Below are 23,626 nucleotides of genomic sequence, written 5' to 3'. Positions count from 1 at the left end.
ATGTGGTGCCCAACGGAACCATTGACATCCCGCCCACTGTTGCCACCAGGGCAACTGAACCAACCATCGCCGTCGTGAGCCGCTTGGTGCCCCACAAGAGATTGGACCTGCTCCTGGGCCAGTTTGCTGTTGCGGCGCGGAAGCTTCCCAACCTGCGCATGGACATCGTCGGGGACGGCCCTGAACGGGCCCGGCTACAGCAACTGGCCATGGACCTTGGATTGGACCACGCAGTGACTTTTCATGGGTACCAACCAAACCAGGTGCGGGATTCCTTGCTGAGTCGCGCGTGGATGACAGCGTCCACGTCCGCCTCAGAAGGCTGGGGTTGTTCAGTTATTGAAGCCGCAGCGTGGGGAGTGCCGTGCCTGGCCTTGCGGGTGCCCGGCATTCGGGATTCCGTGGTGGATGGCCGTACCGGATGGCTGGTGGACAGCCCCACGGAATTGGGGGGTGCAATAGCTGATGCAATCGAGGAGCTCGCTGCACCCGAGGCTGCCATCATCGTCTCAGGCGAGTGCCGCGAATGGGCCCGTTGCTTCACCTGGGACCGCAGCACCAAGCTGCTCACGGGCGTGATCCTGGAAGAAACCGTGATGCGACGGGACGGGGGAGATCCCCGGTCCTGCCACTCGGATTTGTCAACGTTGGTCCAGTTCGAAATACCGGCCCGGCTTGAGGATTCCGCGTTTGATTTCACCACAGCGCTGAGGCCAACGGACGAGTATGCGCTGGCTGACGGTCACGTTTCCATCCTCATGAAGGGCCGCGATGAGTTCGAGGCCTTTTCCGCCATGAAGAGCATCGGAGTGGCTTCGGCGGAGATCCACTCCGCAGGACGCATCACACTGCTTGCCGGACCCGGGAGCGTCTTCGCACCGGCTGATGCCCTTGACGGACCGCAACGGTAGTTACTCAGTGGTCGTCATAGAACAGTCAGTAACCCCCGAAGAGACCCGGAGACCCAGAGCCGATGGCAGGAAAGGTACGCCGGATCAAGACGTCAATATAGCTCAAAACAGTGGCTTCCTGGCTGTGTGTGCCGGGCTGGTAGGCGTGGTGAGCTACGCCTGCTCCCTGCTCATGGCCAACATGCTGGACACCGCGGACTACACACAATTCGCGGCCGCCGCCATGATCCTTGGCGTGGTGGGAATCGTTGCCAACGCCCTGGTACCGCTTCCGCTCTCCCATGTGGTTGCCGTGCAACCGCAGGGGTCCAATGAGCGGCAGAATGGCTTGGCCTTCTCGGTCTTTGTCTCTTGTTTGGCTGGACTGGCCGCCGCCATCATCACAGGCAGCGTGACGCTTGCCATCGCCACACCTGATCTGGCCGCAATTGTAGCTCTGGCCTCTTTTGTTATTTTCCTGGTGAATGCCCCTGCCGGCTGGCTTCAAGGCGAGTTGCGCTTCACCTGGTACGCCATGTCCACCATGGGCGAAGTAGTTCTGCGTTTGATTTTCAGCCTGCTGGTCATCGTCATGGCCTGGGGTGCTGGAGGAGCGGTCCTGGGCTTCGTGGTAGGTTGCCTGGCCCCGCTGGTGGTGCCGTGGCGGTTCTACCGGGACCTCCGCTGGAGGCCCCGGGTTCTGCAACAGAAGTGGCGATGGGCTGAAACCAGTGACATCGCGTCTGTTTTGTGTGTGGTCTCCGTACTGGTGGGACTTGACGTGGTGGTGGTCGGCTTCCTGGATGGCGGTTCAGTGGACGCAGCGGGATTCCAAGCGCTCGCAACCATCGCCAAAGGCCCCGTATATGTAGCTGCGGGCACGGCATTGGTGGCATTTCCGCTTTTGCGGACTCCCGGCGTGAAGGTGGGCGAGGTGGTGGGCGCCTCCTTTGCCTCCTTTGGGCAGCTTGTTGTGGTGGCCTTCGCCATCATCGCTACAGCACCACCCCTGATGTCCGGGCTGATTGTTCCGCAGAAATACCACGGCTCACTTGACCTCCTGCCATGGCTGGCGGCTTCCGGTCTCGGCTATGCCGTGCTGATGGTGCTTTCCACCATCCTCCTTGCCATGCGGGCCTACCGCCGCTGCCAACTTGGTCTGGCCTGCGCCTGCCTCCTGGTTATCGGCGGGCTGTGGATGGGGTGGCAGCTGAACGCTGTCACGGGAATGGCCATTGGTTCGGCCGTTGGCGCCCTTGCAGCTGGTGTGGTCCTGTCAGTTTTGGCGTGGCCTGTCCTGGCAACGGCCCGCCCAGGACGCAGTGCCGGCGAGTTCGTTGTGCTGGCATGCATCCTGATGGTGGTCCTCGCAGTCACGGCACAACTGCAGCCCTTGATCTGGTTTGCAGTGGCGGCCGTGAGCGGCATTGCGGTGCTCGCCCACCAGCGCGGCCTCCTGCCGCACAGGAATGACTTCAGGATTTCCCGACGACGCCAGGTTGGCAGGCGCAGTAAAGCCTCCGGCCGTCGAGCCAAGACGGCAGTGCCGTCCCCTGGCCCTGTGCTTGCGTCCCATGGTGCTGTGATCCCTTGGATACGCTGGGCGTTCTCGAGCAACCTGACCGCATTCATCGCTGTGGTTGCCGCCGGGTTCGCCGTTAGGGCTCTCGGCCTTGAGCGGGGTTTTGAGCTGTGGGTGGACGAAATGTTGTACGTCCGGCTAGGCGAATCCGTGGCTGCGGGCGAGTTCCCAACGTTGCCTGATGGCCCGTTCTTCCTGCACCCCCCGGGATACTTCCTCCTGGAAGCCGGGGTGGTGAAGATCTTTGGAATCACCGGTGAAATCATTGAAGTGACGCTTCAGTTGCGTTGGCTCAATGCGGTGATGGGTGCTGTGACGGTGGGGCTCGGCTTCCTGCTGGTGAGGAAACTTGCCACCCCTGCTGCAGCGTGGCTGACCGCGGTGCTGTTGGCGTTCGAGCCGTTCATCTTGAGGAATAACAGCCATGCCTTCCTGGAAACAACGGCCATGGTGCCGGGGTTGGCCGGGTTGCTGCTTCTGGTCCCGTCCGGGCATGTTCATCACAAGAGGTATTCCTTTATGAGGGTTGCCACCGCAGGGCTGCTGTTGGGGTATTCCATTCTCTGCAAGGACTTTTTCTTCATTTGTACCGTGGCCCCGGTGGTGGCTGCGATGGTGTGGAAGAAGACGTTCCCTTGGCGGAGTGGACTGGTGGTTACCGGCTTCGGCTTCTTGCCGTACGTCGTCTACTTGTTAGTGGTGGCTGCGCATGGTCACTTTCCAAGTTGGGTGTGGGCAAAAAGCAACGGCTTGGTGCGTATGTCCGGCGTGGAGAAGTCCACGGGTTTTACCTCCGAGGGTTCGCCGAGCATCGTTTCCAGGCTCATCGAACAGAGCGGACACTTTGGGACCAGTTACTTCCTGCTGGGTCTATGCCCGGTGGTTGGCGTGCTTTTGTGCTTCAGCAACCACGCTGGCCGGCGCCTCATTGGCTTGGCAGGTGCAGCCCTTGGCGCAGCAGGCCTTTACAGCGCGGTGTTCGGCACGTTCGAGGAACAGTACGGTTACGGCGTGATGGTGGCCGGAGCCATATGTTCGGTGCTGGTGGTGGTGGAAATCCGGGAAAGATACCCCAGAACCCGCAACACCCTGACTGTGATCACGGTCTGCTACGTCGTGTTGACCGTTATTTTGGGGCTGCGCACAGCCGTCGCAGTGGATAACGGCTTTGTCAGGGCTAATGACTGGGTGCGGGATAACCTCCCCGCCGATGCCAGGATCAGCGTCACCAACAGCACTGGTCATTTTGCCTATATGCATGATTCCCGGTTTGGGATATGGCCTTCCGCGCCGTTGATGCAACAGAACGGTGTCAGCTACATCCTGACGCAGTCCAAACCCACCAGCCAAGGATACGGCTACGCAAACCCCACCATGCTGGCTTGGCTGAAGGACCACGCGACCCCCGTGGTCACAACGCCGGGCCTCACTAACGGTGAAACCACTATCTGGCACGTGGACCCGGTTGCCCTGGATGCAGCAGCGGCGGCCGGCATTGGCGAGCCTTCAAAAGAGTTCGGGACGGAAAAATAGACATGAGAGTTTTGCATTTGGGCTTTGAGGATCCCCGCATGCCCGGAGCGGGCGGCGGATCTGTGAGGACACACGAAATCAACCGCCGCTTGGCGGCAGCAGGTTTTGACATCACAGTGCTGACCACCAGATACCCGGGGTGGCAGGAACGCGTGGAGGACGGCGTTCGGTACGTCCCCATCGGTTGGGGACAGGGCAGCAATCGACTCTCGAGGTTGTTGGCTTATATTGCACGGCTGCCGTTCGAGGTACGTCGGCATGGGTCAACAGATTTGGTGGTGGAGGATTTCTTCGCCCCTTTTTCCACCATGGCCGCGCCCCTCTGGACCAAACGTCCAACTATTGGAGTGGTGCAGTGGCTTCATGCCAGGGACAAGGCCCGGCAGTACAAGCTGCCGCTTCATTGGATAGAACGGTGGGGTGTCAGAAGACACCACAGGCTCATCACAGTTTCCCAAGGCATCAGTGATCGTTTGACTCAACTGAATCCGGCCCTTCACCTGGACCTGATCGGCAATGGTGTGGATCCCGGCATATGGGAAACCCAACCCAGGGCCGGGAACGATGTCCTCTTCGTAGGACGCCTGGAGTACGGACACAAGGGTTTGGACCTCCTTTTGGAAGCTTGGGCCTTGTGCTGCGACCGTGTGGAGGGCAATTTGCTGATCGCCGGTACAGGCCAGGACGAAGATAAGCTTCGTTCGGCCATCCACACGGCGGGACTTTCCGGGCGCGTGAAAATGCTTGGATGGCTTTCGGGGGAGCAGAAGCACCAGGCAATCGCCGATGCCCGCCTTTTAGTGGTGCCCTCACGGCACGAAACATTCGGGTTGGTAGCCATTGATGCCATGGGAGCGGGCACACCTGTCATAGCTTTTGACATTCCCTGCCTCAGGGAAATCGTTCCCAAGGGCACTGGATGGCTTGTGAAGGCCTTCGATGTCCGGGCAATGGCCGAGGAAATTGCTCTTCGCTACGAGCAACCGGATTTGGGTCAGGTTGCTGAGCAAGGACGGGAGTTCGCCGCCCTTTACAACTGGGATTCCCTCGCCGGTATGCAGGCGGAGGCCTACAACACCGCACTTGCTGAACTCCACGATCCCAAGATTGCGCGGCAAAAAGCCGCCTACCCCGGAAGGGCTTGAAATGCAGCCCCAATCAAGAATCGAAAAGTCCATGGCCGGTGGCGCGCCCTGGCTGTTCCTCTCGCCCCACCTCGATGATGCAGTGCTCTCCTGCGGCGCGCTCATTGAAGCGCAGGCGCAGGGCCGTGAAATCATCGTGGCCACAGTCTTTACTGAAGCCAACACCACTTCCTCTACGCGGGCAGCCCGTTCGTTCATGCGCCAATGCACTATCCCTGACGCAGGCGAACTTTTTGCGGCCAGACGCGCGGAGGACCGTGCGGTGCTTCACGACATGGGCGTCCAATCCATCCATCTGGGCGAAGTCGATGCGCTGTTTCGACGCCGGCAAAGGCCCGCGCTGCTGGGCAGCAGCGCGTGGGACAGGCTTCTCCCGGAGCTCACGCACCGTTATCCCACCTATCGGTTCGATATCGCGTTGGGACGAATCTCCCGGGGTGATCAGGGTCTTATCCGCCAGCTCCGGAGCAGCGTTGCCCAACTGATGGCTCACACTAAGGCGGAGCTGCTCTTTTGCCCGGCGGGAGTGGGTAAACATGTGGACCATCTCATTATCCGCGAGTTGGGACAGAGCCATCCCGGCCATGTGGTGATGTACTCGGATTTTCCCTACAACCTTGCCGCGGGGCCGGATGAGCCGCATACCTCCGGGATGGGGTTTGTCCCTTGGACGTGGGACTCCGGAATGGAGGGCAAACCACGCCGAATCAGGCAATACGCTTCGCAGGCCGATGCCCTGTTTCCTGGCGGTGAGATTCCACTGAAGCCGGAAACGTACTTTGTGCCTGGACATGCTCATGACGGGCGCATGATGACTTCGCGGACGTTGCCGGGCACATAGCAGATGGTCCGATCACGAACGTGGTCGCCACCAACAACAGGGCGTGTGCAGCCGGAAATATCTTCGTCGCACCCGGCACCGGCAACATCAACCAGAACAACACCATTCAGACAGGAACATGCTGACTCTGGCCAAGAACGTTGCTTGCGAAGCCCTTGTCACCTAGCCATGGTCCGCGTCACGTCAATCTGAGCGGTGGGCACCGGCCAGCGAAACCCGGTTCCGGCCGGAGGCCTTGGCTGCGTAGAGGGCCAGATCAGCTTCGCGCAACAGTTGCTCGGTTCCTGCGCGGTGACCGTCCGTGAAGGCGGAGATGCCCGCACTGATGGTCAGGACGCCGTCGGGATCGCCCAGATGTTCAATCCTCAAGTCCTGGACAGCAGATCGGACACGTTCCATTACCAACCGTGCGCCGTCGGCTTGCTGATCGCGCAGGACCAGCAGGAACTCTTCGCCGCCAAACCTGTAGACGCCATCGGTCTTCCGGACCTGGCCGGCCAACGTGGTGGCTATTGCAAGCAGCGCGGCGTCCCCCGCCTGGTGGCCGTAGATGTCGTTATAGCTTTTGAAATTGTCCACATCCACCATGGCGAGGCAGTATTCGTGGTCCTTGCCGGTGTGCAGCTTGCCGAGGTCCTCCGCCAACTTCAACCGGTTGTGCAGCTTGGTCAGGGGGTCAGTGCGTGCTTGCTCGGTCAGCGCAGAGCGGTACCGGGCCAGGTCTGCGTGCAGGGAGGTAATCCGCTGGGCTGCCAGGAGCCTGATGTGCAGGCTGAAGGGGTCTAGGGGTTTGGTGACGTAGTCATCTGCTCCGGCTTCCATTCCGGCCAGCACGTCTTCGCGCGAACCGTGGGAGGTCACCAGAATCACGTAGGTATAGCTGTCCTCTTCGCCTGCACGGATAGCCCGGCAAAGGTCCAGCCCGTTGAGGCCGGGCATCATCAGATCGGTCACCACCGCTTCGGGACTGTGCTCCTTGTAGAGCTGCCACGCGGAGTCGCCGTCCACTGCCACAATGCACTCGTGACCGGACTGCTCCACGGCGGCCTTGGTGATCATCCTGGAAATTTGGTCGTCGTCCGCGATCAGGATTTTCATGATGATCCCCGCACTGATGATCCCCGCACTGGTGCCCCCGTGAGTGAGTGTTCAAGTGCTTCGTCCACACGAGCCAGTTCAGCGTGCAACTGCTCCAGCAACACCGGTCCTTTCTCTTCAAGTTCCTTTCCCTCACGGTGTCCGAGCAATTCCAGTTCCTTGCACAGGGCCGCAGCTCCCGAGGCTCCGATGTTTCCTGAGGCACCGGCCAGCTTGTGCGCTGCAGCTTCCAAAGTTGCGGCGTCTCCGGTGTCCAGCGCCGAGCGCATCGCCGCCAAGGCGCCTTGGGAATCCTGCCGGAACGCCTTGACGGCTTCAGGCAACAAACCCAGGCCGTCGGAGGGGCCCAACTGGCGCAGGATCTCCAATCGCTCCGGGTCAAGGACAACAGAGTTCGACGGCGGTGCTTCCGCCGCGCTCGCAGGGGCCCGCCCCGCGTCTTCCGCAGCAACAGCGCCAACCCGGCCATCCGCCGTCGGGGTCTGTTCCTGCGGCACCCAACGTGAGAGGACCTCAGCGAGGGTGGCAAGATCCACGGGCTTACTGATGTAGTCGTCCATCCCGGCGGCGAAGCAGCGCTCGCGGTCCTCGTCCAGTGCCCCGGCGGTCATGGCGATGATTGGGATGCGGGCGGAGTGGTCCTTGCTGGCACGGATGGCGCGGGTGGCGTCGAAGCCGTCCATGACGGGCATGTGACAGTCCATGAGCACCGCTGCGTAGTTTCCGGAGAGAGCGGCGGAGACGGCTTGTTCCCCGTCCTCCACTATGTGTACGTCATAGCCGAGACGGTTGGCCATTCCGCGGGCCACCAGTTGGTTCACTTCGTTGTCTTCGGCCACCAGAAGCTTCCCTAGCCGTGGCGCGGGATCCGATGATTCGAAAGACGGTTCAGCACCGCTGAGTACCGGCGGGGCGGGGGCACCGGCGGTCTTGGTGGCCAGGACACGTAAGAGCCGGTTGTAGAGCTCGGAGCTCCGGACGGGTTTGGTGAGGTACTCGCGGATTCCGGCAGAGGTGAGGTCGCTTCTTTCCACCTGCATGGTGGAGGTCAGCAAAATGATTCCCGGGCCCCCGGAGCCGCTGGCGTCATTTTTGATGTTGCGGGCAAGTTGCAGTCCGTCGGTGTCGGGCATGCACATGTCCACCACGGCGATCTCGTACGGGTGGCTGGTCAGGGCCGCGGCACGGTATTCGTCCAGGGCGGAGGCGGCGTCGGCAACCGAAAGGGGAAGCATGCCCCAACTGGCCAATTGTGTTTCCAGGACCAGGCGGTTGGTGGCGTTGTCGTCCACCACCAGCACCCTGCGTCCGGTCAGCGAGGCAGGCAAGGTTTCCGTGGCGGAGTCGGCAGGGCCAAGTGGCAGTTCAAGGTCAAACCAGAACCGGCTGCCCACACCGGGCTCACTGTCCAGGCCGATTTTGCCGCCCATGACTTCCGTGAGGCGCCGGGAGATGGCCAGTCCCAGTCCGGTCCCTCCGTAGCGGCGGGTAGTGGAGGCATCGGCTTGGGCGAACGATTCGAAGAGCCGCTGATGGTTTTGGGCGCTGATGCCAATGCCGGTGTCCCTGACTTCGAAGCGCAATGAGGCGTTGTGAGGGTCTTGGGCAAGGACGGAGACTTGGACTTCCACTTCGCCGGCGGGGGTGAATTTCACGGCGTTGGATGACAGGTTCAGGAGGATCTGCCGGATACGGCCGGAATCGCCCATCAGACGGGCCGGAACGTCCGGGTGGCAGTAGGAGATGAGCTCCAGGTTTTTCCCTTGCGCAGCTTCCACCACCAGTCCGGCTACTTCTTCCACCAAGGCCCGGGGATCGAAGACGTTGATGTCCAGATCCACTTTTCCGGCTTCCAGCTTGGAGAAGTCAAGGATGTCGTTGATGAGGGTCAGCAGGACTTCACCGGCGCCTTTGACTCCTTGGGCGTATTGCCGTTGCCCTTCGCTGAGGGGAGTGTCCATCATGAGCGAGGTCAGGCCGATCACCGCGTTCAGCGGTGTCCGGATCTCATGACTCATGGTGGCCAGGAACTCGGACTTGAGGCGGCTGGCCTCCAAGGCTGCTTCGCGGGCCGTGAGGAGTTCCTTCTCGGCAGCTTTACGTTCGGTGATGTCCCGGGAGATGGTGGCCACACCGCTGATGCCGGATTCACCCCTCACCGGGGACAAGGTGACGGACACAGGAATGATCTCGCCATCGCTGCGTCGGCGTTGACTTTCATAGTTCTGCACCGCACCGCTTTGTGCCGTGCTCTGCAAAGCGGCTCGTTCGTTCTCCAGCAGGTCCTGCGGAACGAAGAAATCGCCTTTCCTGCCCAGTGCTTCAGAGGCTGGATACCCGAAGATGCGCTCAGCACCGGGGTTCCAACTGGTGATCACGCCATCTGAGGTTTCGCCGATGATGGCGTCCCCGGAGGAGTTCACAATGGCCCCCATGCCCTGAAGCTCGGCGGTGCGTTCGGCCACTTTGGATTCAAGATCGCGGGTTAGCGTTACATTCTCGACGACGATCAGCACCTGCCGCACGATCACGAAAACAATCACGGCAAGCCCGGTGATCAGGAGAATGCGGTCCTCCCCGATGGGGCGGGTCCGGGAAAAGAACACTGCGCTGAACACGGGCAGGTAGGGGAGCAGCTCAAGGGCAGCTGCGTAAGCCCGCCCGTCCTTCTGCGTGGTGCCTGCCTCCGGAAGCAGGGGGCTCAGACCCACCAGGAGGAAGGCAAGTACCCATCCCAGGGCCAACGGAGATCCCGTGACTCCCGTAATGCCCTGCAGCGTGAAGCTCATGTACGCGAGGTCTGTGGTGGCAAGAATCCAGAAGCCCGCTCCCAGGATCAGCCAGGGCAGTCGTCGGCCCCGGGCTGCCCGCATGGTCAGGATGATCACCACGGAGACCATGAAGACGTCGGCGATGGGATAGGCCATCTGCGTTGCATGGGCAAAGGCGTCCTGATCTGTGGCCTCTGCCAAAGGACCCAGCACCGAGCTCCACACAATGAAGAAAGTGGAGCTTGCCACCACTCCGGCGTCCAAAATGGTGCGGCGCAAGGGAATGCGCCGCCCTTGACCTTTCAACAGCAGGACCAGGCCGATGGAAGTGGGCAGCGCGTACCAGACGAAGCCAATGTCCGCGAAGGACGGGAACGGGTACTGATGGTCCAAGCTGATGCCGTTGATGGTCCACACTATTTGCCCGGCGCTCCAGATGGCCAGCCCGGCCACAATGAACCAGCGGCCGGGATTGCTGTCCCGGCGTTTACGGGCAGCAAGGGTGTGGGTGGTCAGCGCGGTGAGCGCAGCCAGAAGGATTGCCAGGTCGCCGGCGAGTTGCGCCGTCGTGGTCCCCGCACCGCTCGCCAGACCATAGACCAGCAAAACCATGCAGACGGCAACCGGCACCAAAAAGAGCGGCAAAACCTGCCGCAGTTTTGAGCGCATGGGAAGAACCCCGTGCTTCACTCCTGCCACTGAACCCCCGCCTTAGAAAGTGGCCCCACCAAAAGCGAACAACGCCTCTAACCCTGCGCTGAGGAGAGCATACGCCGAAAAAGGCTCCATGAGGGGTAGATCACACACTATGAACCGCCATGGACCAAGTGTGGTGTTCAATAAAGCGGCGGCGGCTTCGCTCCTATAGTTGTTGTTGGTTGATGTCAGGACGGCGCGGAAGTGTCAGGAAGGCCAATGGTGCTTGCTCGGCAGTTCTCCACAGGATGGCTCAAGGCGTTATTCACGGCGTACTTGATTGCCCTCGCATTTGTTGTCTTCCTGCCCGCGCGCGAAGCCAGCACCGTGACGGGCTTCGTGGGCGTGATTGCCGGCTGGCTTGCCCTGCTGGGCATTCCCTTCGATGCGGCCGGGGTTGCCGTGGAGTTCATCGCCAACATCGTCATGTTCGTACCTTTTGGGGTGTTGGTCCGGCTGCTGAAACCAACGCTGTGGAATTGGTGGCCGCTAGCCCTTCTCGCCGCGGCGTCTTCAGGGACCATTGAAGTTATCCAACTGCTGGTACCTGGCAGGGTGACCGCTCTGTCAGACGTTCTCGCCAACACCTTGGGAGCTTTGGCGGGCCTGGCAGCAGCCAAGAAGCTCACGGCCGTTCTGCGCTAGAAACCTTCGCGAACGGGCCTGGCCCTTTTGACTGCAGCGGCTGTTGCCGTGCATCCCGGGTATCGTAACGTCGGCTCACAATGAGTGAAAAAAGAGCATGAGTTCCAAGCCGGCAAAAGCCGCCACCCGTCGTCGCCCGCTGCGCTCACCATGGATTCACCTTCTGCTCGCCCTCACGGTGGTGTCCCTCGTTCAAGGTTTCCTGGTGAAGGTGTACACCGTGCCTTCGGGGTCCATGGAGCAGACGCTGAACGTAGGTGACCGGCTGCTGGTCAACCGCACCGCTTACACGGGAACAGCCCCGGAACACGGTGACGTAGTAGTTTTCAAAAAACCAACGCAATGGGGGCCCGCACCCAAGCATGGTGTCCTTCGCACCAGTGTGGGCTTCTTTGGTGAGCTCACCGGAATTGGCCCCGCCAACACCGAATATCTGGTGAAACGGGTAGTGGGCCTGCCCGGGGACACCGTGGAATGCTGCGGAGTTACCGGCCAGGTGATAGTCAACAGCGCAGCCGTCGCGGAACCATACGTCTTCCAGGACTTGGCGTTCATCAGCGGCACAACGGATTGCTCGACGCCGGTAAGGTCACCGCGTTGCTTCGGGCCGATCCTCCTTGGTGAGGATCAATACCTGCTGATGGGCGATCACCGCTCCGACTCACAGGATTCCGTCACTGCCTGCCGCAACGAGGGGTCACCAGCGGGCTGCGCCAAAACAGTTGGCCGGGGAGACATTATTGGCCGCGTGGACGGGTTCGTGCTCCCACTGAGCAAATGGGGGCTGAGAACACCTCTTTAGCGGGTGAGGGCAGCAACGTACGTGCCCAACTGATCCGTGGAAAGTGCCGCTGCCACGTCAGCAATCGCAGCTGTGTCCGCCAGGACAATCGACTGCCCGTCCGTTGAGGTGCCCGTGCCAAGGGTAGGCAGGGTAAACATGACAGTGTCCTGGGCACGCACGTCCTTCAGGGAGAGGGCCAGATTGCCGATTGCCGCAGCATCGAAGGTCTCGTCCACGCCCACAAAAGGGGACACGGCCGAGACCATGTTGCTGATAGTCACCGGATTGGTCAGGGTTTCTCGGGCAATGATCTTGCCAATCACGGCTTGGAGGTAGGTCTGCTGGTTCTTGACCCGTTGGTAGTCGCCATCACTGAACGCCCAGCGCTCTCGGACAAAGGCGAGGGCTTGATCTCCATCGAGGGTGTGCTTGCCGGCCTTGTAGACCTGTCCGGCCGTGGGTCCTGAGCTTGGCGCGAAGGGAACCCGGACGTCAACCTCAACACCGCCAAGGGCATCAGTGAGGCCTTTGAAGCCCTCGAAGTCGATCATGGCCACGTGGTCGATGCGCTGGTCAAAGAGCGATTCCACGGTCTGCACCATCAGAGGGACCCCGCCGTAGGCAAGCGCGGAGTTGATCTTTGATTCACCCTTTCCTGGAATGTCCATCCACAGATCCCGCATCAGGGATATTGAGTAGACTTCTTTCCTGTCTGCGGGAATGTGCACCAACATCAAGGTGTCCGCGCGCTGGTCACTTGATGCATTGGCTTCCACTTCCAGCTGGGCGCCGCGGCTATCGCTGCCCATCACAAGAATGTTCATTGCCGTGTTGTTTTCGGCTTTCTGCGGGCGTGTGGATTCTTCGGGAAATGCGTTCTCGATTGTGGTGGAACCGGCGTTGAAGGTTTGCACCAGATTGAACACGTACGCCCCGGCAATGAGGCCAACCACAAGAACTGCAGCCGCGAAACCAAGAAGGACATTGCGTGCGGTCTTCTTTGCACTCTTTTGACGGCGTGACCCCTTCTCCGCGGAGGGGTTTTGGGCATGGGAAGAGAGCGTCATGTGTTCCTTGGCGTTGGCAGCAGCGAGGGCTTGGCTCAACGTACTGCGGCGGAGCAGGGGCAAGCCGATTGCTGATCCGTTTGATCCATGCCCGGAATCGGCTACTCCTGGCTGCCGGCGGGGACTGGCCCGGCCGAAGCAAGTAGTTCATTTTTGGAAACTGCGTAATGCCCAAGTAACCGTTAGGGCCCTCTGCAGGAAAGTCGAGTAGTTCCTACTCGTGCGGCAGGAAGGGGCCCCTTCCTACCATTGAAATTCGTAGGGGTTTTGCTTTTCCGTTCCTCCGGCTCAGCGGTGGACTGCACTCCCGCAACTTGTGGGTGGTGCTCCTCCCAATACGTAGCTGCGCTTTCTTGTTCGGGCCAATAGTGGCCCGTGGTGCGCGGTCCAGAGCCATGGAGTCCGGGGTTTCCCATGAATATGAACGACGTAGATCTTCAAAATTCCTTGTCCAACAAGAGCGGCAGCAATATTCGGCAGCCGCAGTCCACTAAAGCCAAACTGCTGATTGCCGGCGCGGTGATCGCCATACTTGCGTTGATCCCCTTGTTTTTTGGTGTGGTGAATTGGGCCACTCAGCCTGCCGGTGACGTTGACCGGAATGCCTCCCAGGAGCAAGCACAATTCTCCAAGGGCGATAGCGCTGAGGCGCCCGCAGCTTTGCCGGTCCAGGACGCGGAGGCAGAAGCCGCGGTTCCAGCTGACGTGCCGGCCGCTGAAGTTCCGGCAGCTGCACCGGTGGCAGATGCGCCCGCTCCGGCTCCAGCCGCACCAGCCCCTGAGGTTGCAGTGCCAGTGCCGGCCGCCGTGGAGGCTGCCCCTGCTGCACCTGCCGGGGATCCCAACCTCTACACGGTGGTGTCCGGGGACACTGTGGGCTCCATTGCCGCGCGATACGGCGTGGACGTTACGGCCATGCTGGCCGCCAATGGTCTGAGCGCTTACTCGGTGATTGTGCCCGGACAGGTTTTGAAGCTCACCGGACCGCCCATCGCGGTGGCCGCCCCAGCTCCAGCGCCAGCACCGGCTCCGGCCGCACCGGCTGCGCAAGCCCAGGCCGCAGCCGCCCCCGCAGCCGTGGCTCCCGCTCCCGCGCCGGCCCCGGCTCCCGCACCTGCGCCTGCCGTCCGGACCATTTACGTTGCAGGAGCCGGTGGGCAATCCATGGTGGACGCCTGCATTGGGCCCATTCATTACACCCCAACCAACGCCTACGCCACGTTCATCACCGAGCATGATTTCTGCGGAGGCTGGGGGCGGTTCTCCGGAATCTCCGTTGGCGAGACCGTCTCAATCCCGGGCTACGGAACTTTCACGGCCACGGGCAGGGGACAGGTGCCCAATCCGGGGAGCACCAATGATGTGGCAGCAGTCTTTGGCGGATTCCCTGCAGTGGTTCTGCAGACGTGCATCCCTGGTACCAGCCAGATGCTGGTGATTGCCCTCAACTAGGGGCTAGGAAACCTGGGCCGGCGCCGTCAGGCGCGCAAAACGGAGGATGCCCAGGATGGCCGGGGCCAGCTCATCCTCCATCTGGTGGTAGACCTCTTCCGCTCGCCGGTAGGGGTCTACCACATCGTTGTCTGCAGGATCGGAGGGCAGCGCAAGGTGGCGGACGGACGCCGCGCGGGCCGGGAGTGCCCGCCAGAACTCAGCGATGTTGCCGGCAGGGGTGGTATCTCCACGGTTTTCCAGGACGGAGAGCATGCGGGCGAATTCCCGGACGGTGAAGGTGCGCTTCAACAGGGAGGCGTCCAGTTGAAGGACCTCTCCGCGGTGCTTGGAGGTCATGGCCAGCACCAGATCGGTTTCCTTGAGTATCCGGGGAGTTAGTTGCCTGGCTGCGAAGTCGTCCGGGCTGCCGCGGAATGTGCTGATGATCTGTGCCGAGAGGGGCTGGATGGGTTCACCCACCATGGCCCGGGTCCCGGCGCTGCGGACCTCGAAGGATCCGGGGCTTACCTGGTTCAGCCCGGCCTGCAGCAACCGTTCGGCCACGGGGGAGCGGCAGATGTTCCCTGTGCAGACGGTGAGAATCCTGAAGGGCTGGGGCGATTCCACGTAAGGCTCTTTTCTGGCGGTGAGGGGGACAACCGAGGTCCCACCCCAAGTTAACACGGCCGGAAGCGCGGATCTTGTCAACAACGCAGAGCCGCGCAAACACTTCCAATCATCTGCGGCATCAGGGCACGAACGCTTGACTGAAATCATCCGCTCCGCATATTCTGAACGAACGGTCGGTAATTTATTAGGAGCAACCATGGCATCGCAGAATCTGCAGTCAGTGCCCGCTGAGCTGTCCCCGGAAGAGCAGGAGCGGGAGGCAGCCGGACAGGCGTACTTTGATCGCATCATTTCGGAGGACTCGCGCATCGAACCGCGCGACTGGATGCCGGCGGCGTACCGCAAGACTTTGCTGCGCCAGATCTCGCAGCATGCCCACTCGGAAATCATTGGCATGCAACCGGAAGCCAACTGGATCACCAGGGCCCCGAGCTTGAAGCGCAAGTCAATCCTCATGGCCAAGGTTCAGGACGAGGCCGGCCACGGCCTGTACCTGTACTCGGCCGCTGAGACCCTGGGCCAGTCCCGGGACCAGATGATGGAAGATCTGATCGCCGGCAAGGCCCGGTACTCCTCCATCTTCAACTACCCCACCATCTCCTGGGCGGACATGGGAGCCATTGGCTGGCTTGTTGATGGCGCTGCCATCTGCAACCAGGTGCCCCTGTGCCGTGCCTCGTACGGTCCTTACGGTCGCGCAATGGTGCGCATCTGCAAGGAAGAATCATTCCACCAGCGCCAGGGTTTCGAGATCCTGCTTGAACTCTCCAACGGCACGCCTGCGCAGAAGCAGATGGCCCAGGATGCAGTGAACCGCTGGTACGCGCCGTCGCTGATGATGTTCGGCCCGCCGGATGACGATTCACCCAACTCCAAGCAGTCCATGGCCTGGAACATCAAGCGCTTCAGCAATGACGAGCTGCGCAGCCGGTTCGTGGGCATGATGGTGGAGCAGGTCCGTGTCCTCGGCCTGACCCTGCCTGATAAGGACATCCGTTTCAACGAAGAAACCAAGAAGTGGGAGCACGGACCCTTGGACTGGAACGAGTTCAAGGAAGTCCTGGCAGGCCGCGGCCCCTGCAACTCGCAGCGCGTCGAGCGCCGCCGCGAGGCACATGAAAACGGTGCCTGGGTTCGCGAAGCCGCTGTGGCCTACGCCCGCAAGCAAGCACAGAAAGAGAACGCAGCATAATGGCTCCTCACGGTAACCCGGAAGCACCGGCCAGCGCCGCCAGCGAGATCAACCGCGAGGCGCCCAAGGTTGCGGCCACCAACAAGGAAAGCACGACGTCGACACCCGCCTCAGGCCCTGCCGTCACCTCCCACACCGCAACGGAAGAGTCCCCGTGGTCCCTCTGGGAGGTCTTCGTCCGGTCCAGCCGCGGCCTGTCCCACGTGCACGCCGGTTCCTTGCACGCGCCGGATGCGGCCATGGCGCTGCGGAATGCCCGCGATCTGTACACGCGCCGCAATGAAGGCGTCTCCATCTGGGTTGTCCCGGCCGAGGCGATTTCTTCCAGCGATCCGGACTCCAAGGGTTCCTTCTTCGAGTCCCCGCAGGGCAAGGATTACCGCCACGCGACGTACTACACCAAGAGCGAAGGCGTGAAGCACCTGTGACAAGCAAAGACGTGAGCACTCAAGAGACTGCTCAAGACACCGACTTCGCAATTGACGGTCATGGCGATATCTCCGTGGGCGTCCACGGCGCCGGCGCATCCGGTGATGGTTCGGCCAGCGCTACCCGCATCACCCCGGGCAATGCGCTGCGACCGGAGGACATCGCGCTCGAAATCCAAAGAGGGCAGGTCAAGCCCAGCGAGGATGTTGCAGAGTTCGCGCTGCGCATTGGCGACGACGGCCTGATCCTCGCCCAGCGCCTGGGCCATTGGATTTCCCGTGCCCCTGAGCTCGAGGAGGACATTGCCTTGGGCAATATCGCCTTGGACCAGTTGGGTCACGCGCGATCCTTCCTGACCTACGCCGGTGCAGCTTGGGGCAAGTCAGAGGATGACCTCGCGTACTTCCGCCGGGAGCACGAGTTCCGCTCCGCTCACCTGTTTGAGCAGCCCAATGGCGATTTCGCAGTGACTATCGCCCGGCAGTTCATTGTGAGCTTCTACCAGTACGAGCTTTACTCCAAGCTCATGGAGTCCACCGATGCCACCATCGCAGCCATCTCCGCGAAGGCTGTGAAGGAAGTGGATTACCACCGTGATCACAGTGCGCAGTGGGTGCTTCGGCTTGCCGGCGGTACTGACGAGTCCCGTGCACGCATCATCCAGGGCTTCAAACTGGTGTGGCCTTACGTGGACGAACTGTTCGAGGACGATCAGCTCACCACGCGCCTTGCCGGGGCCGGCGTTACAGTTCAGCCCTCCAGCCTCCGTGCCGAATTTGATCGGCTCACCGGCAACATCATGGCCGAGGCCGAACTGGAAATCCCCGGCGTCCCGCAGTCCTTGGGCGGCGGACGCAGGGGTAAGCACTCCGAGTTCCTGGGCTACATCCTGGCTGAAATGCAGGTCCTGGCCCGCGAGCACCCCGGTGCGAGCTGGTGATGAGCATGACTACTTTGCCGCGAACAGCTTCAGTTACGCAGTTGGAGCCTGAGGAGCAGCGGGCCTGGGACATCGCGTCCACGGTCTGTGATCCGGAGATCCCAGTCCTCACCATTGAGGACCTGGGTATCTTGCGCGGCGTTCGCGTCTTCCCGACGCAAGCGGCAGGCCAGCACGACGGCGGCGCCTCAAGTACCGCCGTCGAGGTCACCATCACGCCCACGTACTCGGGTTGCCCGGCGATGGACGCCATTGGTGACGATCTGCGGACGGCCTTCGTGAAGGAGGGCTACGCGAGTGTGCACGTCAACCTGGTGTTGTCTCCGGCGTGGACCACTGACTGGATGACCGAGTCCGGCAAGGCCAAGTTGGAGGAGTACGGGATCGCTCCGCCCAGTGGCATGGCTGCCGCAGGTGGCCACTCCGGTCCTGTGCGGCTGAGCCTCGCCGTCAAGTGTCCCCAGTGCAACTCCTTGAACACCAAGGAACTCACTCGCTTTGGTTCCACATCCTGCAAGGCGTTGTTCGTCTGCCAGGACTGCAAGGAACCGTTCGACTACTTCAAAGTCCTCTAAGGAAGCAGCCATGACCACCGAAACACAGACGGCCAGCCGCCGTCGTGCGTCTTTCCATAACCTGACCGTCTCTGAAGTCCGGCGCCTGACGGACGATGCCATTGAGGTCACGTTTGGTGTTCCGGCCGAGCTTGCCGGTCAGTACGACTACTTGCCCGGCCAGTACGTGGCCCTTCGCACCACGTTGCCGGATGAACAGGGTGAGCCGCATGAGGTTCGGCGCAGTTACTCCATTTGCGCAGAGCCGCGCAGCTTTGAGGATGGCAGCAGCGAGATCCGTGTGGCCATCAAAAAGGACCTGGGCGGCCTCTTCTCCACGTGGGCAAACGCAGAACTCAAAGCCGGCGATGTCCTGGATGTCATGAGCCCGCAGGGTGCGTTCATTTCCCGGCATGGCAAGGACGGCGCCTCGGTTCAGCACAACGTCATGAACTCCATGAATCACCCGGAGGAGCTGGCGGGGGAGCCGGGCAACTTCGTGGCGATCGCCGCGGGTTCGGGCATCACACCGGTGATCGCCATTGCACGCACGCTGCTGGCGGCCAATCCGGAAACCACCTTTGACCTGGTGTACGCCAACAAGGCTGCCATGGACGTCATGTTCCTTGAAGAGCTGGCGGACCTGAAGGATAAGTACCCGTCGCGCCTGGCGTTGCACCACGTGTTGTCCCGTGAGCAGCGCATTGCGCCGCTGATGACCGGGCGTATTGATTCCGAGAAACTGCAGGCCTTGCTCAGCAGTGCCATCCGGGCCGAGGATGTGGACGAGTGGTTCCTGTGCGGGCCGTTCGAGCTGGTCCAGTTGTGCCGCGACACCCTTGCTGCCCGCGGCGTGGAGCCTGAGCATGTGCGCTTTGAGTTGTTCACCACTGGCCGTCCGGACCGTCCTGAGGGCAACGCCGGCCGCCCGGTTGTGGAGGACGAGTCGCAGGACACGTACAAGATCACCTTCACCCTGGACGGGTTGACCGGCGATGTTGCCAGCCCCACCCACGCCCGGGAGTCCATCCTCAACGCGGCTTTGCGCGTACGGCCGGACGTTCCGTTCGCGTGCGCCGGTGGCGTCTGTGGCACCTGCCGCGCCAAGCTGATCACCGGTACGGTGACCATGGATGAGAATTACGCCCTTGAGCAGGACGAGCTTGATAAGGGCTACGTCCTCACCTGCCAGTCCCACCCCACCAGCGAAGAAGTCACGGTCGATTTCGACGTCTAAGGAGCCCCCCATGATCGAGCTCTCCATTGCCAACGGCATTGCCGAAATCGTCCTCAACTACCCGGACAAGCTGAACTCGCTGAACGAGGACGCGCTTGCCCAACTGGACAAAGCGTACGACGACGCTGCTGCCGCCGCCTCCCGCGCTGAAGTGCGGGCGCTGCTGCTTCGCGGAGAAGGCCGCGCCTTCTGTGCCGGCCGCGACATTTCCGGGGTAACCCCGGAAACCGATGATGCCCAGGCGTACCTCGGCGGACTCGTGGAGCCGCTGCTGAGGAAGATGGCTGCGTTCCCGGCGCCCACATTTGCCGCCGCTCACGGTGCCTGCCTCGGAGTTGGGCTGGGACTGTTGTTGGCCACGGATGTTGTGTATGTGGCGGACAACGCCAAGTTCGGCTCACCTTTTGCCAAGCTTGGAGCCACGTTGGACTCGGGCGGTCACTGGTACTTTACGGAACGTTTGGGCATGCACCGGACCCTGGACCTGATCTACACGGCAGATCTCATGTCCGGGGCGGAAGCTGTGGAACAGGGGATGTTCAGCCGCGCCATGCCAGCGGACTCCCTGCTGCAAGTGACGCGGGAGATCGTTGGGCGGGTTGCTCTTGGAGCCACTGGTGCCTTCAACGCTTCCAAGGAACTCGTGGCGCACATTCGGGATCAGCGCCTTGGCCTGTGGGCTTCCATGGCCGAGGAAAACTCCGAGCAAGCAAGGCTGTGCAAAACCGACGACTACGCCGAAGGTTTCCGTGCGTTCCAAGAGAAGCGGGCGCCTGTTTTCAAGGGGTGAGTCTGGATTATGCCCCGGATCCCGCCCTTGTTCGCCCCACTCGCAGTAGTGCGCTGGGTAGGACGGACAAGGGCAGGTTTTACTCCGGTGTTCGTTTAGACAAAGTCCTTCAGCAGCTTGTACCCGGCCACTTTGCCTTCGAAGGAGATGACTGCGGTGTCCTGGTCGGCTGTGCTCACGTCCATGAGGGCGCCGTAGGTGAGTGCAGGAACCGCGGACCCACTCTTCATACAGGGGAATGCCCAGAACGAGCCGGAACCGGAAACATCCTTGTATGGGCCTCCTGGCGGCATGGGATACATGGCCTGTTCCAAACAGATAAAGACATCTTCGAAGCTTGTGCCGCGGAATTTTCCAGTTCTGGTGTCCAGTAGATTTTGGCTTCTGGGGACACCTGCAATCGCATGATCGCCGTGGCCTGCTGTGGGAATGAGTTCCCGGGTGCTCCAGCCGACGTCCACGGGTTCGGTCTCCCATGAGACGTCGCCGGTGAGGGGGTAGTAGCCAACCAGCTTCGATTTGGCGCTGCGGTATTTGCCTGACGGGAACTCGATGTGGCCCTCGGTGAATTCGCAGCGGAGGGGAAAGGAATCGCCATCTTCCAACGTGGTGGCCTCGGTTCCCATTGTTTGTGAGCAATCAAGGGTGGAGCCGTCCGCCGTCCACAGCACCCGCCCGCTGGAAGCCCGGAAACCCACTGTCTTAGCGGTTTCGCGTAGGTTCATGGTGAAAGTTTGCTCGGCAAACTTGTCCGGCGAAACATTCGTGGGGTTGATCCACATTGAGCCGACGAACAGATCCAGCTTTTCGGAGTAAATGAAGCGCCCGCCAAAATCGGCGGAAGCCCCTTTACCAAAGATTTTCTCAGTTTCCACTTCCCACAAGACTTCGCCGAAGGAGACGTGGGCCAGCTTTTCCACCCCGTCCTCAACTACTGAGTAAAGCTCTTTTCCTATGGGCCGGAAAACCCCGGTGAGCGGGTTGACGTCAGCACCACCGGTTTCCTCGCCGGAATCGATATCAACCCAATGTTCAATCGATTGGGATTCTTGGTCATAAGCAACAAAGCACAGGTCCAAGAGCCCGTCACATGCGAAGGGTCGGGTGCTCACAACTTCAGGCTGGCCCCGGTACAGCTCCTTGCCGGTGCTTAGATCAAAGGCAACAGGAGCGGTCCACCAGGCTTCGTCACTTTCAAGACCGGCCGGAGCGGTAGCAGCCTGCAGGAAGATTGCGGTGCTCCGTCCTGAGGCTGTCCTGGTAATAACGGGTTCAAGGGGAACCGAAGGTGCCTCGTATCCGGGATGAACGGGCTGTGTCCACAACTGTTTGCCGTCAGCTACAGAGAATGCATGGGCATTCACCCCGGTGGCAGTTTTCGCGTAAACCAAAGCCACGCCGTCGGCAACCACAGGCTGACCGATCGGTTCGAGCGGTACTTCCCATGCCGCCGTCGCGATTTCTGTATTTCGAGCAACTGGAGCCGGGCTGGAAGGCGGCGTGGTTGCCGCGGGTTTTCCCGGAAGGGGAATCATGGTGCACCCAGACAGCAACATTGAGGCGGTGAGGGCAGCGATTCCACATTTCACCGATTTAATGCGGGCAGGGAATCTCAAGGAGCGGGACTGAATCATTGTTCCCCCAGGAACGTCCATGGTTCAGCACCTGCGGGGCGTAGTTCCAAACCAGAAAAGGCCAACAAGACGTGGCTCAGATAGAGAATACAGCTCGTCTCCGCCAATCCCGCACTTATCCGCCAATCTCACGGTAGTTCGGTGAGTGGGGCGAACAAGGGCAGGATTCACCGGCCAAGAATCTTGGTCAGTTCCTCGTTGGTCAGTTTCATCCATGCCGAATCTGTGGATCCCTGCAACGCAGCTTCCGGGCTCTGCGTTTGAACCCACCATTTGGCTTCGAAAACGTGCTGGTCCAGCATCACCCGGTCGCCCTTGCGGTACACGGTGGTGGCCGACCACGCGGGGTAGGTGCCGGCGGGAACCGTGACCTCCGGCTGGGGCCGGTCGCCGGGGAGGACGGGGCCGATCAATTTCCACGGGGCCGCGGCCCGGTCCGGAACGGGATCGTTGGGAACATCATCCTTGGTCCACCACTTGGCCTCGTAAACGTTGCCCTGCCACACAATCCTGTCCGACTGCGCGTAGGTGGCCACAGGCGTCCAGATCGGGTAGGGGCTGGTTGCCGGATCGTCCACAACGGCAGCGGCAGTGGTGGTGCCTGTGGGCAGCGACGGGCTGGGGGAGGCGGTGGCTGTGGTGTCAATGTCCGCGCCCAGGACATCGGAGAAGCGCGAAGCACCTTGCGGCACACCGCTGCAGGCGTCGGACACCACCGTCAGAGTGGGGTAGTTGGGGCCGCATTCGGCGTCCCTGTTCAAGGACCACATGGACATCCTGCCCACGCCCTTGCTTTGCGCGAAGTCGTGTAAACCTTGGGCGTCAGCCATGGTGAACACATCAGCCACAATGTCGTTCTGGCCGATCATGGGAGTCAGCCCGATCTTGCGCCATAGGGTTTGTGCGCCAAGGCTTTGCTGCGCCGCCGAATAGGCATCGCCCAGTTGGGCATGGGTTGCCTCGGCGGCCGCAGTTGAGGCCTGCAGCATGGACTGCCCGGCAACCCGGCTTTCGCCGAAGTCCATGGTCATGATGTTCACCCCGGCCAGGTCCACTCCGGCTGCGAGCATCTGCTCGACGGCGGCCGTTCCGTCTGCGGTCAGTCCCGCCGGAGCTACGGGCAGGGTCAGCCAGACGGAGAGGCTCTTGCCGTCAGCTTGCCTGGCTTTCTGCAGGGCGGCGATTGCTTTGCTTTGCCGTTCAAGGGCGGACTTGTCAGCCAGTGCGCTGCCTTCGATGTCCAGATCAATGGTGTTGAGGTGGTAGCGGCTCACCACAGATGAGTAGGCCTCCTGCAGCCGGACCTCATCAGTGCATGCGGTGGCGAGCTCCTTGTTGGATAACCCGCCAAAGGAGACCGCAATCTCGCCACCGGTCTGGCGGAGGCGGGCGATGCGGCGGTCCAGATCAAGGTCTGACGCGGCGGCGTCCAAGCTGTAGAAGGACCCCCAGGAGGGTGTGCACCCGTCCTTGGCATCAGCCACGATGAATGACAACACCACTGTTTTTGTGTTGTCTCCAGCCGGCTGTTCAAAGGCGTACCGGGGTGTTGCCGTCACATCCACGTATCCCATGAAGTGCGATGGTTGCGCTGCCGCGGCACGGGTATCTGTGTAATTACGCCAGGAAACGACGCCGGTCCCTACAACTGCCGCTATGACTGCCAGCAGCACGGAGAGCCGAATCCAGGACAGCTTTCGCCCGGGAAAGCGGTTGGACATTAATCCCCCAATA

Annotated in this window: 19 protein-coding genes; 13 read left to right on the top strand and 6 right to left on the bottom strand. The window is 61.3% G+C overall.

Annotated features, from left to right (window positions below; translation table 11 throughout):
- Positions 1–5: 5 nt before the first annotated feature.
- Genes ABI796_RS15225 through ABI796_RS15210 form a run of 4 tightly spaced genes read left to right on the top strand, consistent with a single transcriptional unit; the run spans position 6 to position 5,991 of the window.
- Positions 6–911 carry a glycosyltransferase gene (locus ABI796_RS15225; protein WP_246095660.1) on the top strand — a complete coding sequence of 302 codons (906 nt, stop codon included), beginning with the start codon at positions 6–8 and terminating at the stop codon, positions 909–911.
- A complete protein-coding gene (locus tag ABI796_RS15220) occupies positions 886–4,005 on the top strand; it encodes an oligosaccharide flippase family protein (RefSeq protein ID WP_141281318.1) in 3,120 nt (1,039 codons plus the stop codon). Before ABI796_RS15225 ends, ABI796_RS15220 begins: the two co-directional genes overlap by 26 nt.
- Before the next feature lie 2 nt (positions 4,006–4,007).
- A complete protein-coding gene (locus tag ABI796_RS15215; RefSeq protein WP_246095661.1) occupies positions 4,008–5,150 on the top strand; it encodes a glycosyltransferase family 4 protein in 1,143 nt (380 codons plus the stop codon).
- Position 5,151: 1 nt separating this feature from the next.
- A complete protein-coding gene (locus ABI796_RS15210; protein ID WP_246095662.1) occupies positions 5,152–5,991 on the top strand; it encodes a PIG-L deacetylase family protein in 840 nt (279 codons plus the stop codon).
- A 183-nt stretch (positions 5,992–6,174) separates the two neighbouring features.
- Here ABI796_RS15210 and ABI796_RS15205 read toward each other — a convergent pair whose 3' ends face one another.
- Both ABI796_RS15205 and ABI796_RS15200 read right to left on the bottom strand, forming a co-directional pair.
- A complete protein-coding gene (locus tag ABI796_RS15205; RefSeq protein ID WP_141281320.1) occupies positions 6,175–7,089 on the bottom strand; it encodes a diguanylate cyclase in 915 nt (304 codons plus the stop codon).
- Positions 7,086–10,529 carry a response regulator gene (locus tag ABI796_RS15200; RefSeq protein WP_303409155.1) on the bottom strand — a complete coding sequence of 1,148 codons (3,444 nt, stop codon included), beginning with the start codon at positions 10,527–10,529 and terminating at the stop codon, positions 7,086–7,088. Before ABI796_RS15200 ends, ABI796_RS15205 begins: the two co-directional genes overlap by 4 nt.
- A gap of 246 nt (positions 10,530–10,775) precedes the next feature.
- On the opposite strand from ABI796_RS15200, the gene ABI796_RS15195 reads away from it, so the two are divergent.
- Both ABI796_RS15195 and lepB read left to right on the top strand, forming a co-directional pair.
- The gene (locus tag ABI796_RS15195) at positions 10,776–11,201 is read left to right on the top strand and encodes a VanZ family protein (RefSeq protein WP_246095664.1); all 426 of its coding nucleotides are present in this window, start codon (positions 10,776–10,778) and stop codon (positions 11,199–11,201) included.
- Between the two features lie 97 nt (positions 11,202–11,298).
- Positions 11,299–12,003, top strand: a complete 705-nt coding sequence (gene lepB, locus ABI796_RS15190; protein ID WP_141281324.1) for a signal peptidase I — start codon at positions 11,299–11,301, stop codon at positions 12,001–12,003.
- On the opposite strand, the gene ABI796_RS15185 is transcribed toward lepB, so the two are convergent.
- Entirely contained in the window at positions 12,000–13,052 is a 1,053-nt protein-coding gene (locus tag ABI796_RS15185; RefSeq protein ID WP_170224855.1) for an LCP family protein, read from the bottom strand. The genes lepB and ABI796_RS15185 overlap by 4 nt on opposite strands.
- A gap of 414 nt (positions 13,053–13,466) precedes the next feature.
- Here ABI796_RS15185 and ABI796_RS15180 point away from each other — a divergent pair, with 414 nt between their 5' ends.
- Positions 13,467–14,504: a LysM domain-containing protein gene (locus tag ABI796_RS15180; protein ID WP_141281328.1), complete on the top strand. Its 1,038-nt coding sequence runs from the start codon at positions 13,467–13,469 to the stop codon at positions 14,502–14,504.
- A gap of 3 nt (positions 14,505–14,507) precedes the next feature.
- Here ABI796_RS15180 and ABI796_RS15175 read toward each other — a convergent pair whose 3' ends face one another.
- The gene (locus tag ABI796_RS15175; protein ID WP_141281330.1) at positions 14,508–15,113 is read right to left on the bottom strand and encodes a low molecular weight phosphatase family protein; all 606 of its coding nucleotides are present in this window, start codon (positions 15,111–15,113) and stop codon (positions 14,508–14,510) included.
- Positions 15,114–15,312: 199 nt separating this feature from the next.
- On the opposite strand from ABI796_RS15175, the gene paaA reads away from it, so the two are divergent.
- Genes paaA through ABI796_RS15145 form a run of 6 tightly spaced genes read left to right on the top strand, consistent with a single transcriptional unit; the run spans position 15,313 to position 20,258 of the window.
- A complete protein-coding gene (gene paaA / locus ABI796_RS15170) occupies positions 15,313–16,308 on the top strand; it encodes a 1,2-phenylacetyl-CoA epoxidase subunit PaaA (RefSeq protein ID WP_024817856.1) in 996 nt (331 codons plus the stop codon).
- Complete coding sequence (gene paaB, locus ABI796_RS15165) at positions 16,308–16,736, top strand: 1,2-phenylacetyl-CoA epoxidase subunit PaaB (RefSeq protein ID WP_141281332.1); 429 nt, start codon at positions 16,308–16,310, stop codon at positions 16,734–16,736. Before paaA ends, paaB begins: the two co-directional genes overlap by 1 nt.
- An 11-nt stretch (positions 16,737–16,747) precedes the next feature.
- Complete coding sequence (gene paaC, locus ABI796_RS15160) at positions 16,748–17,677, top strand: 1,2-phenylacetyl-CoA epoxidase subunit PaaC (RefSeq protein ID WP_141281334.1); 930 nt, start codon at positions 16,748–16,750, stop codon at positions 17,675–17,677.
- A 5-nt stretch (positions 17,678–17,682) separates the two neighbouring features.
- Positions 17,683–18,252: a 1,2-phenylacetyl-CoA epoxidase subunit PaaD gene (paaD, locus tag ABI796_RS15155; RefSeq protein ID WP_174754464.1), complete on the top strand. Its 570-nt coding sequence runs from the start codon at positions 17,683–17,685 to the stop codon at positions 18,250–18,252.
- 10 nt (positions 18,253–18,262) lie between these two features.
- Complete coding sequence (paaE, locus tag ABI796_RS15150; RefSeq protein WP_091470592.1) at positions 18,263–19,468, top strand: 1,2-phenylacetyl-CoA epoxidase subunit PaaE; 1,206 nt, start codon at positions 18,263–18,265, stop codon at positions 19,466–19,468.
- A gap of 10 nt (positions 19,469–19,478) precedes the next feature.
- Positions 19,479–20,258, top strand: a complete 780-nt coding sequence (locus tag ABI796_RS15145; RefSeq protein WP_141281338.1) for an enoyl-CoA hydratase/isomerase family protein — start codon at positions 19,479–19,481, stop codon at positions 20,256–20,258.
- Positions 20,259–20,353: 95 nt separating this feature from the next.
- Here ABI796_RS15145 and ABI796_RS15140 read toward each other — a convergent pair whose 3' ends face one another.
- Entirely contained in the window at positions 20,354–21,793 is a 1,440-nt protein-coding gene (locus tag ABI796_RS15140) for a PQQ-like beta-propeller repeat protein (protein WP_246095665.1), read from the bottom strand.
- A 266-nt stretch (positions 21,794–22,059) separates the two neighbouring features.
- On the bottom strand, positions 22,060–23,613 hold the full coding sequence (locus ABI796_RS15135) for a chitinase (RefSeq protein WP_141281340.1): 1,554 nt from the start codon (positions 23,611–23,613) through the stop codon (positions 22,060–22,062).
- Positions 23,614–23,626: the final 13 nt, after the last annotated feature.

The organism is Paenarthrobacter aurescens, from assembly GCF_041549525.1.
In the GTDB taxonomy this organism is placed as follows: domain Bacteria; phylum Actinomycetota; class Actinomycetes; order Actinomycetales; family Micrococcaceae; genus Arthrobacter; species Arthrobacter aurescens.
This window is presented reverse-complemented; position numbering and strand designations above follow the sequence as displayed.

Bases quoted from the DNA above. Each gene is read 5' to 3' on its own strand.
- ABI796_RS15220 (WP_141281318.1), top strand. From the start codon at position 886: ATGCCCTTGACGGACCGCAACGGTAGTTACTCAGTGGTCGTCATAGAA.
- ABI796_RS15215 (WP_246095661.1), top strand. From the start codon at position 4,008: ATGAGAGTTTTGCATTTGGGCTTTGAGGATCCCCGCATGCCCGGAGCG.
- ABI796_RS15210 (WP_246095662.1), top strand. From the start codon at position 5,152: ATGCAGCCCCAATCAAGAATCGAAAAGTCCATGGCCGGTGGCGCGCCC.
- ABI796_RS15205 (WP_141281320.1), bottom strand. From the start codon at position 7,089: ATGAAAATCCTGATCGCGGACGACGACCAAATTTCCAGGATGATCACC.
- ABI796_RS15200 (WP_303409155.1), bottom strand. From the start codon at position 10,529: ATGCGCTCAAAACTGCGGCAGGTTTTGCCGCTCTTTTTGGTGCCGGTT.
- ABI796_RS15195 (WP_246095664.1), top strand. From the start codon at position 10,776: ATGGTGCTTGCTCGGCAGTTCTCCACAGGATGGCTCAAGGCGTTATTC.
- lepB (WP_141281324.1), top strand. From the start codon at position 11,299: ATGAGTTCCAAGCCGGCAAAAGCCGCCACCCGTCGTCGCCCGCTGCGC.
- ABI796_RS15185 (WP_170224855.1), bottom strand. From the start codon at position 13,052: ATGACGCTCTCTTCCCATGCCCAAAACCCCTCCGCGGAGAAGGGGTCA.
- ABI796_RS15180 (WP_141281328.1), top strand. From the start codon at position 13,467: ATGAATATGAACGACGTAGATCTTCAAAATTCCTTGTCCAACAAGAGC.
- paaA (WP_024817856.1), top strand. From the start codon at position 15,313: ATGGCATCGCAGAATCTGCAGTCAGTGCCCGCTGAGCTGTCCCCGGAA.
- paaB (WP_141281332.1), top strand. From the start codon at position 16,308: ATGGCTCCTCACGGTAACCCGGAAGCACCGGCCAGCGCCGCCAGCGAG.
- paaD (WP_174754464.1), top strand. From the start codon at position 17,683: ATGACTACTTTGCCGCGAACAGCTTCAGTTACGCAGTTGGAGCCTGAG.
- paaE (WP_091470592.1), top strand. From the start codon at position 18,263: ATGACCACCGAAACACAGACGGCCAGCCGCCGTCGTGCGTCTTTCCAT.
- ABI796_RS15145 (WP_141281338.1), top strand. From the start codon at position 19,479: ATGATCGAGCTCTCCATTGCCAACGGCATTGCCGAAATCGTCCTCAAC.
- ABI796_RS15140 (WP_246095665.1), bottom strand. From the start codon at position 21,793: ATGATTCCCCTTCCGGGAAAACCCGCGGCAACCACGCCGCCTTCCAGC.
- ABI796_RS15135 (WP_141281340.1), bottom strand. From the start codon at position 23,613: ATGTCCAACCGCTTTCCCGGGCGAAAGCTGTCCTGGATTCGGCTCTCC.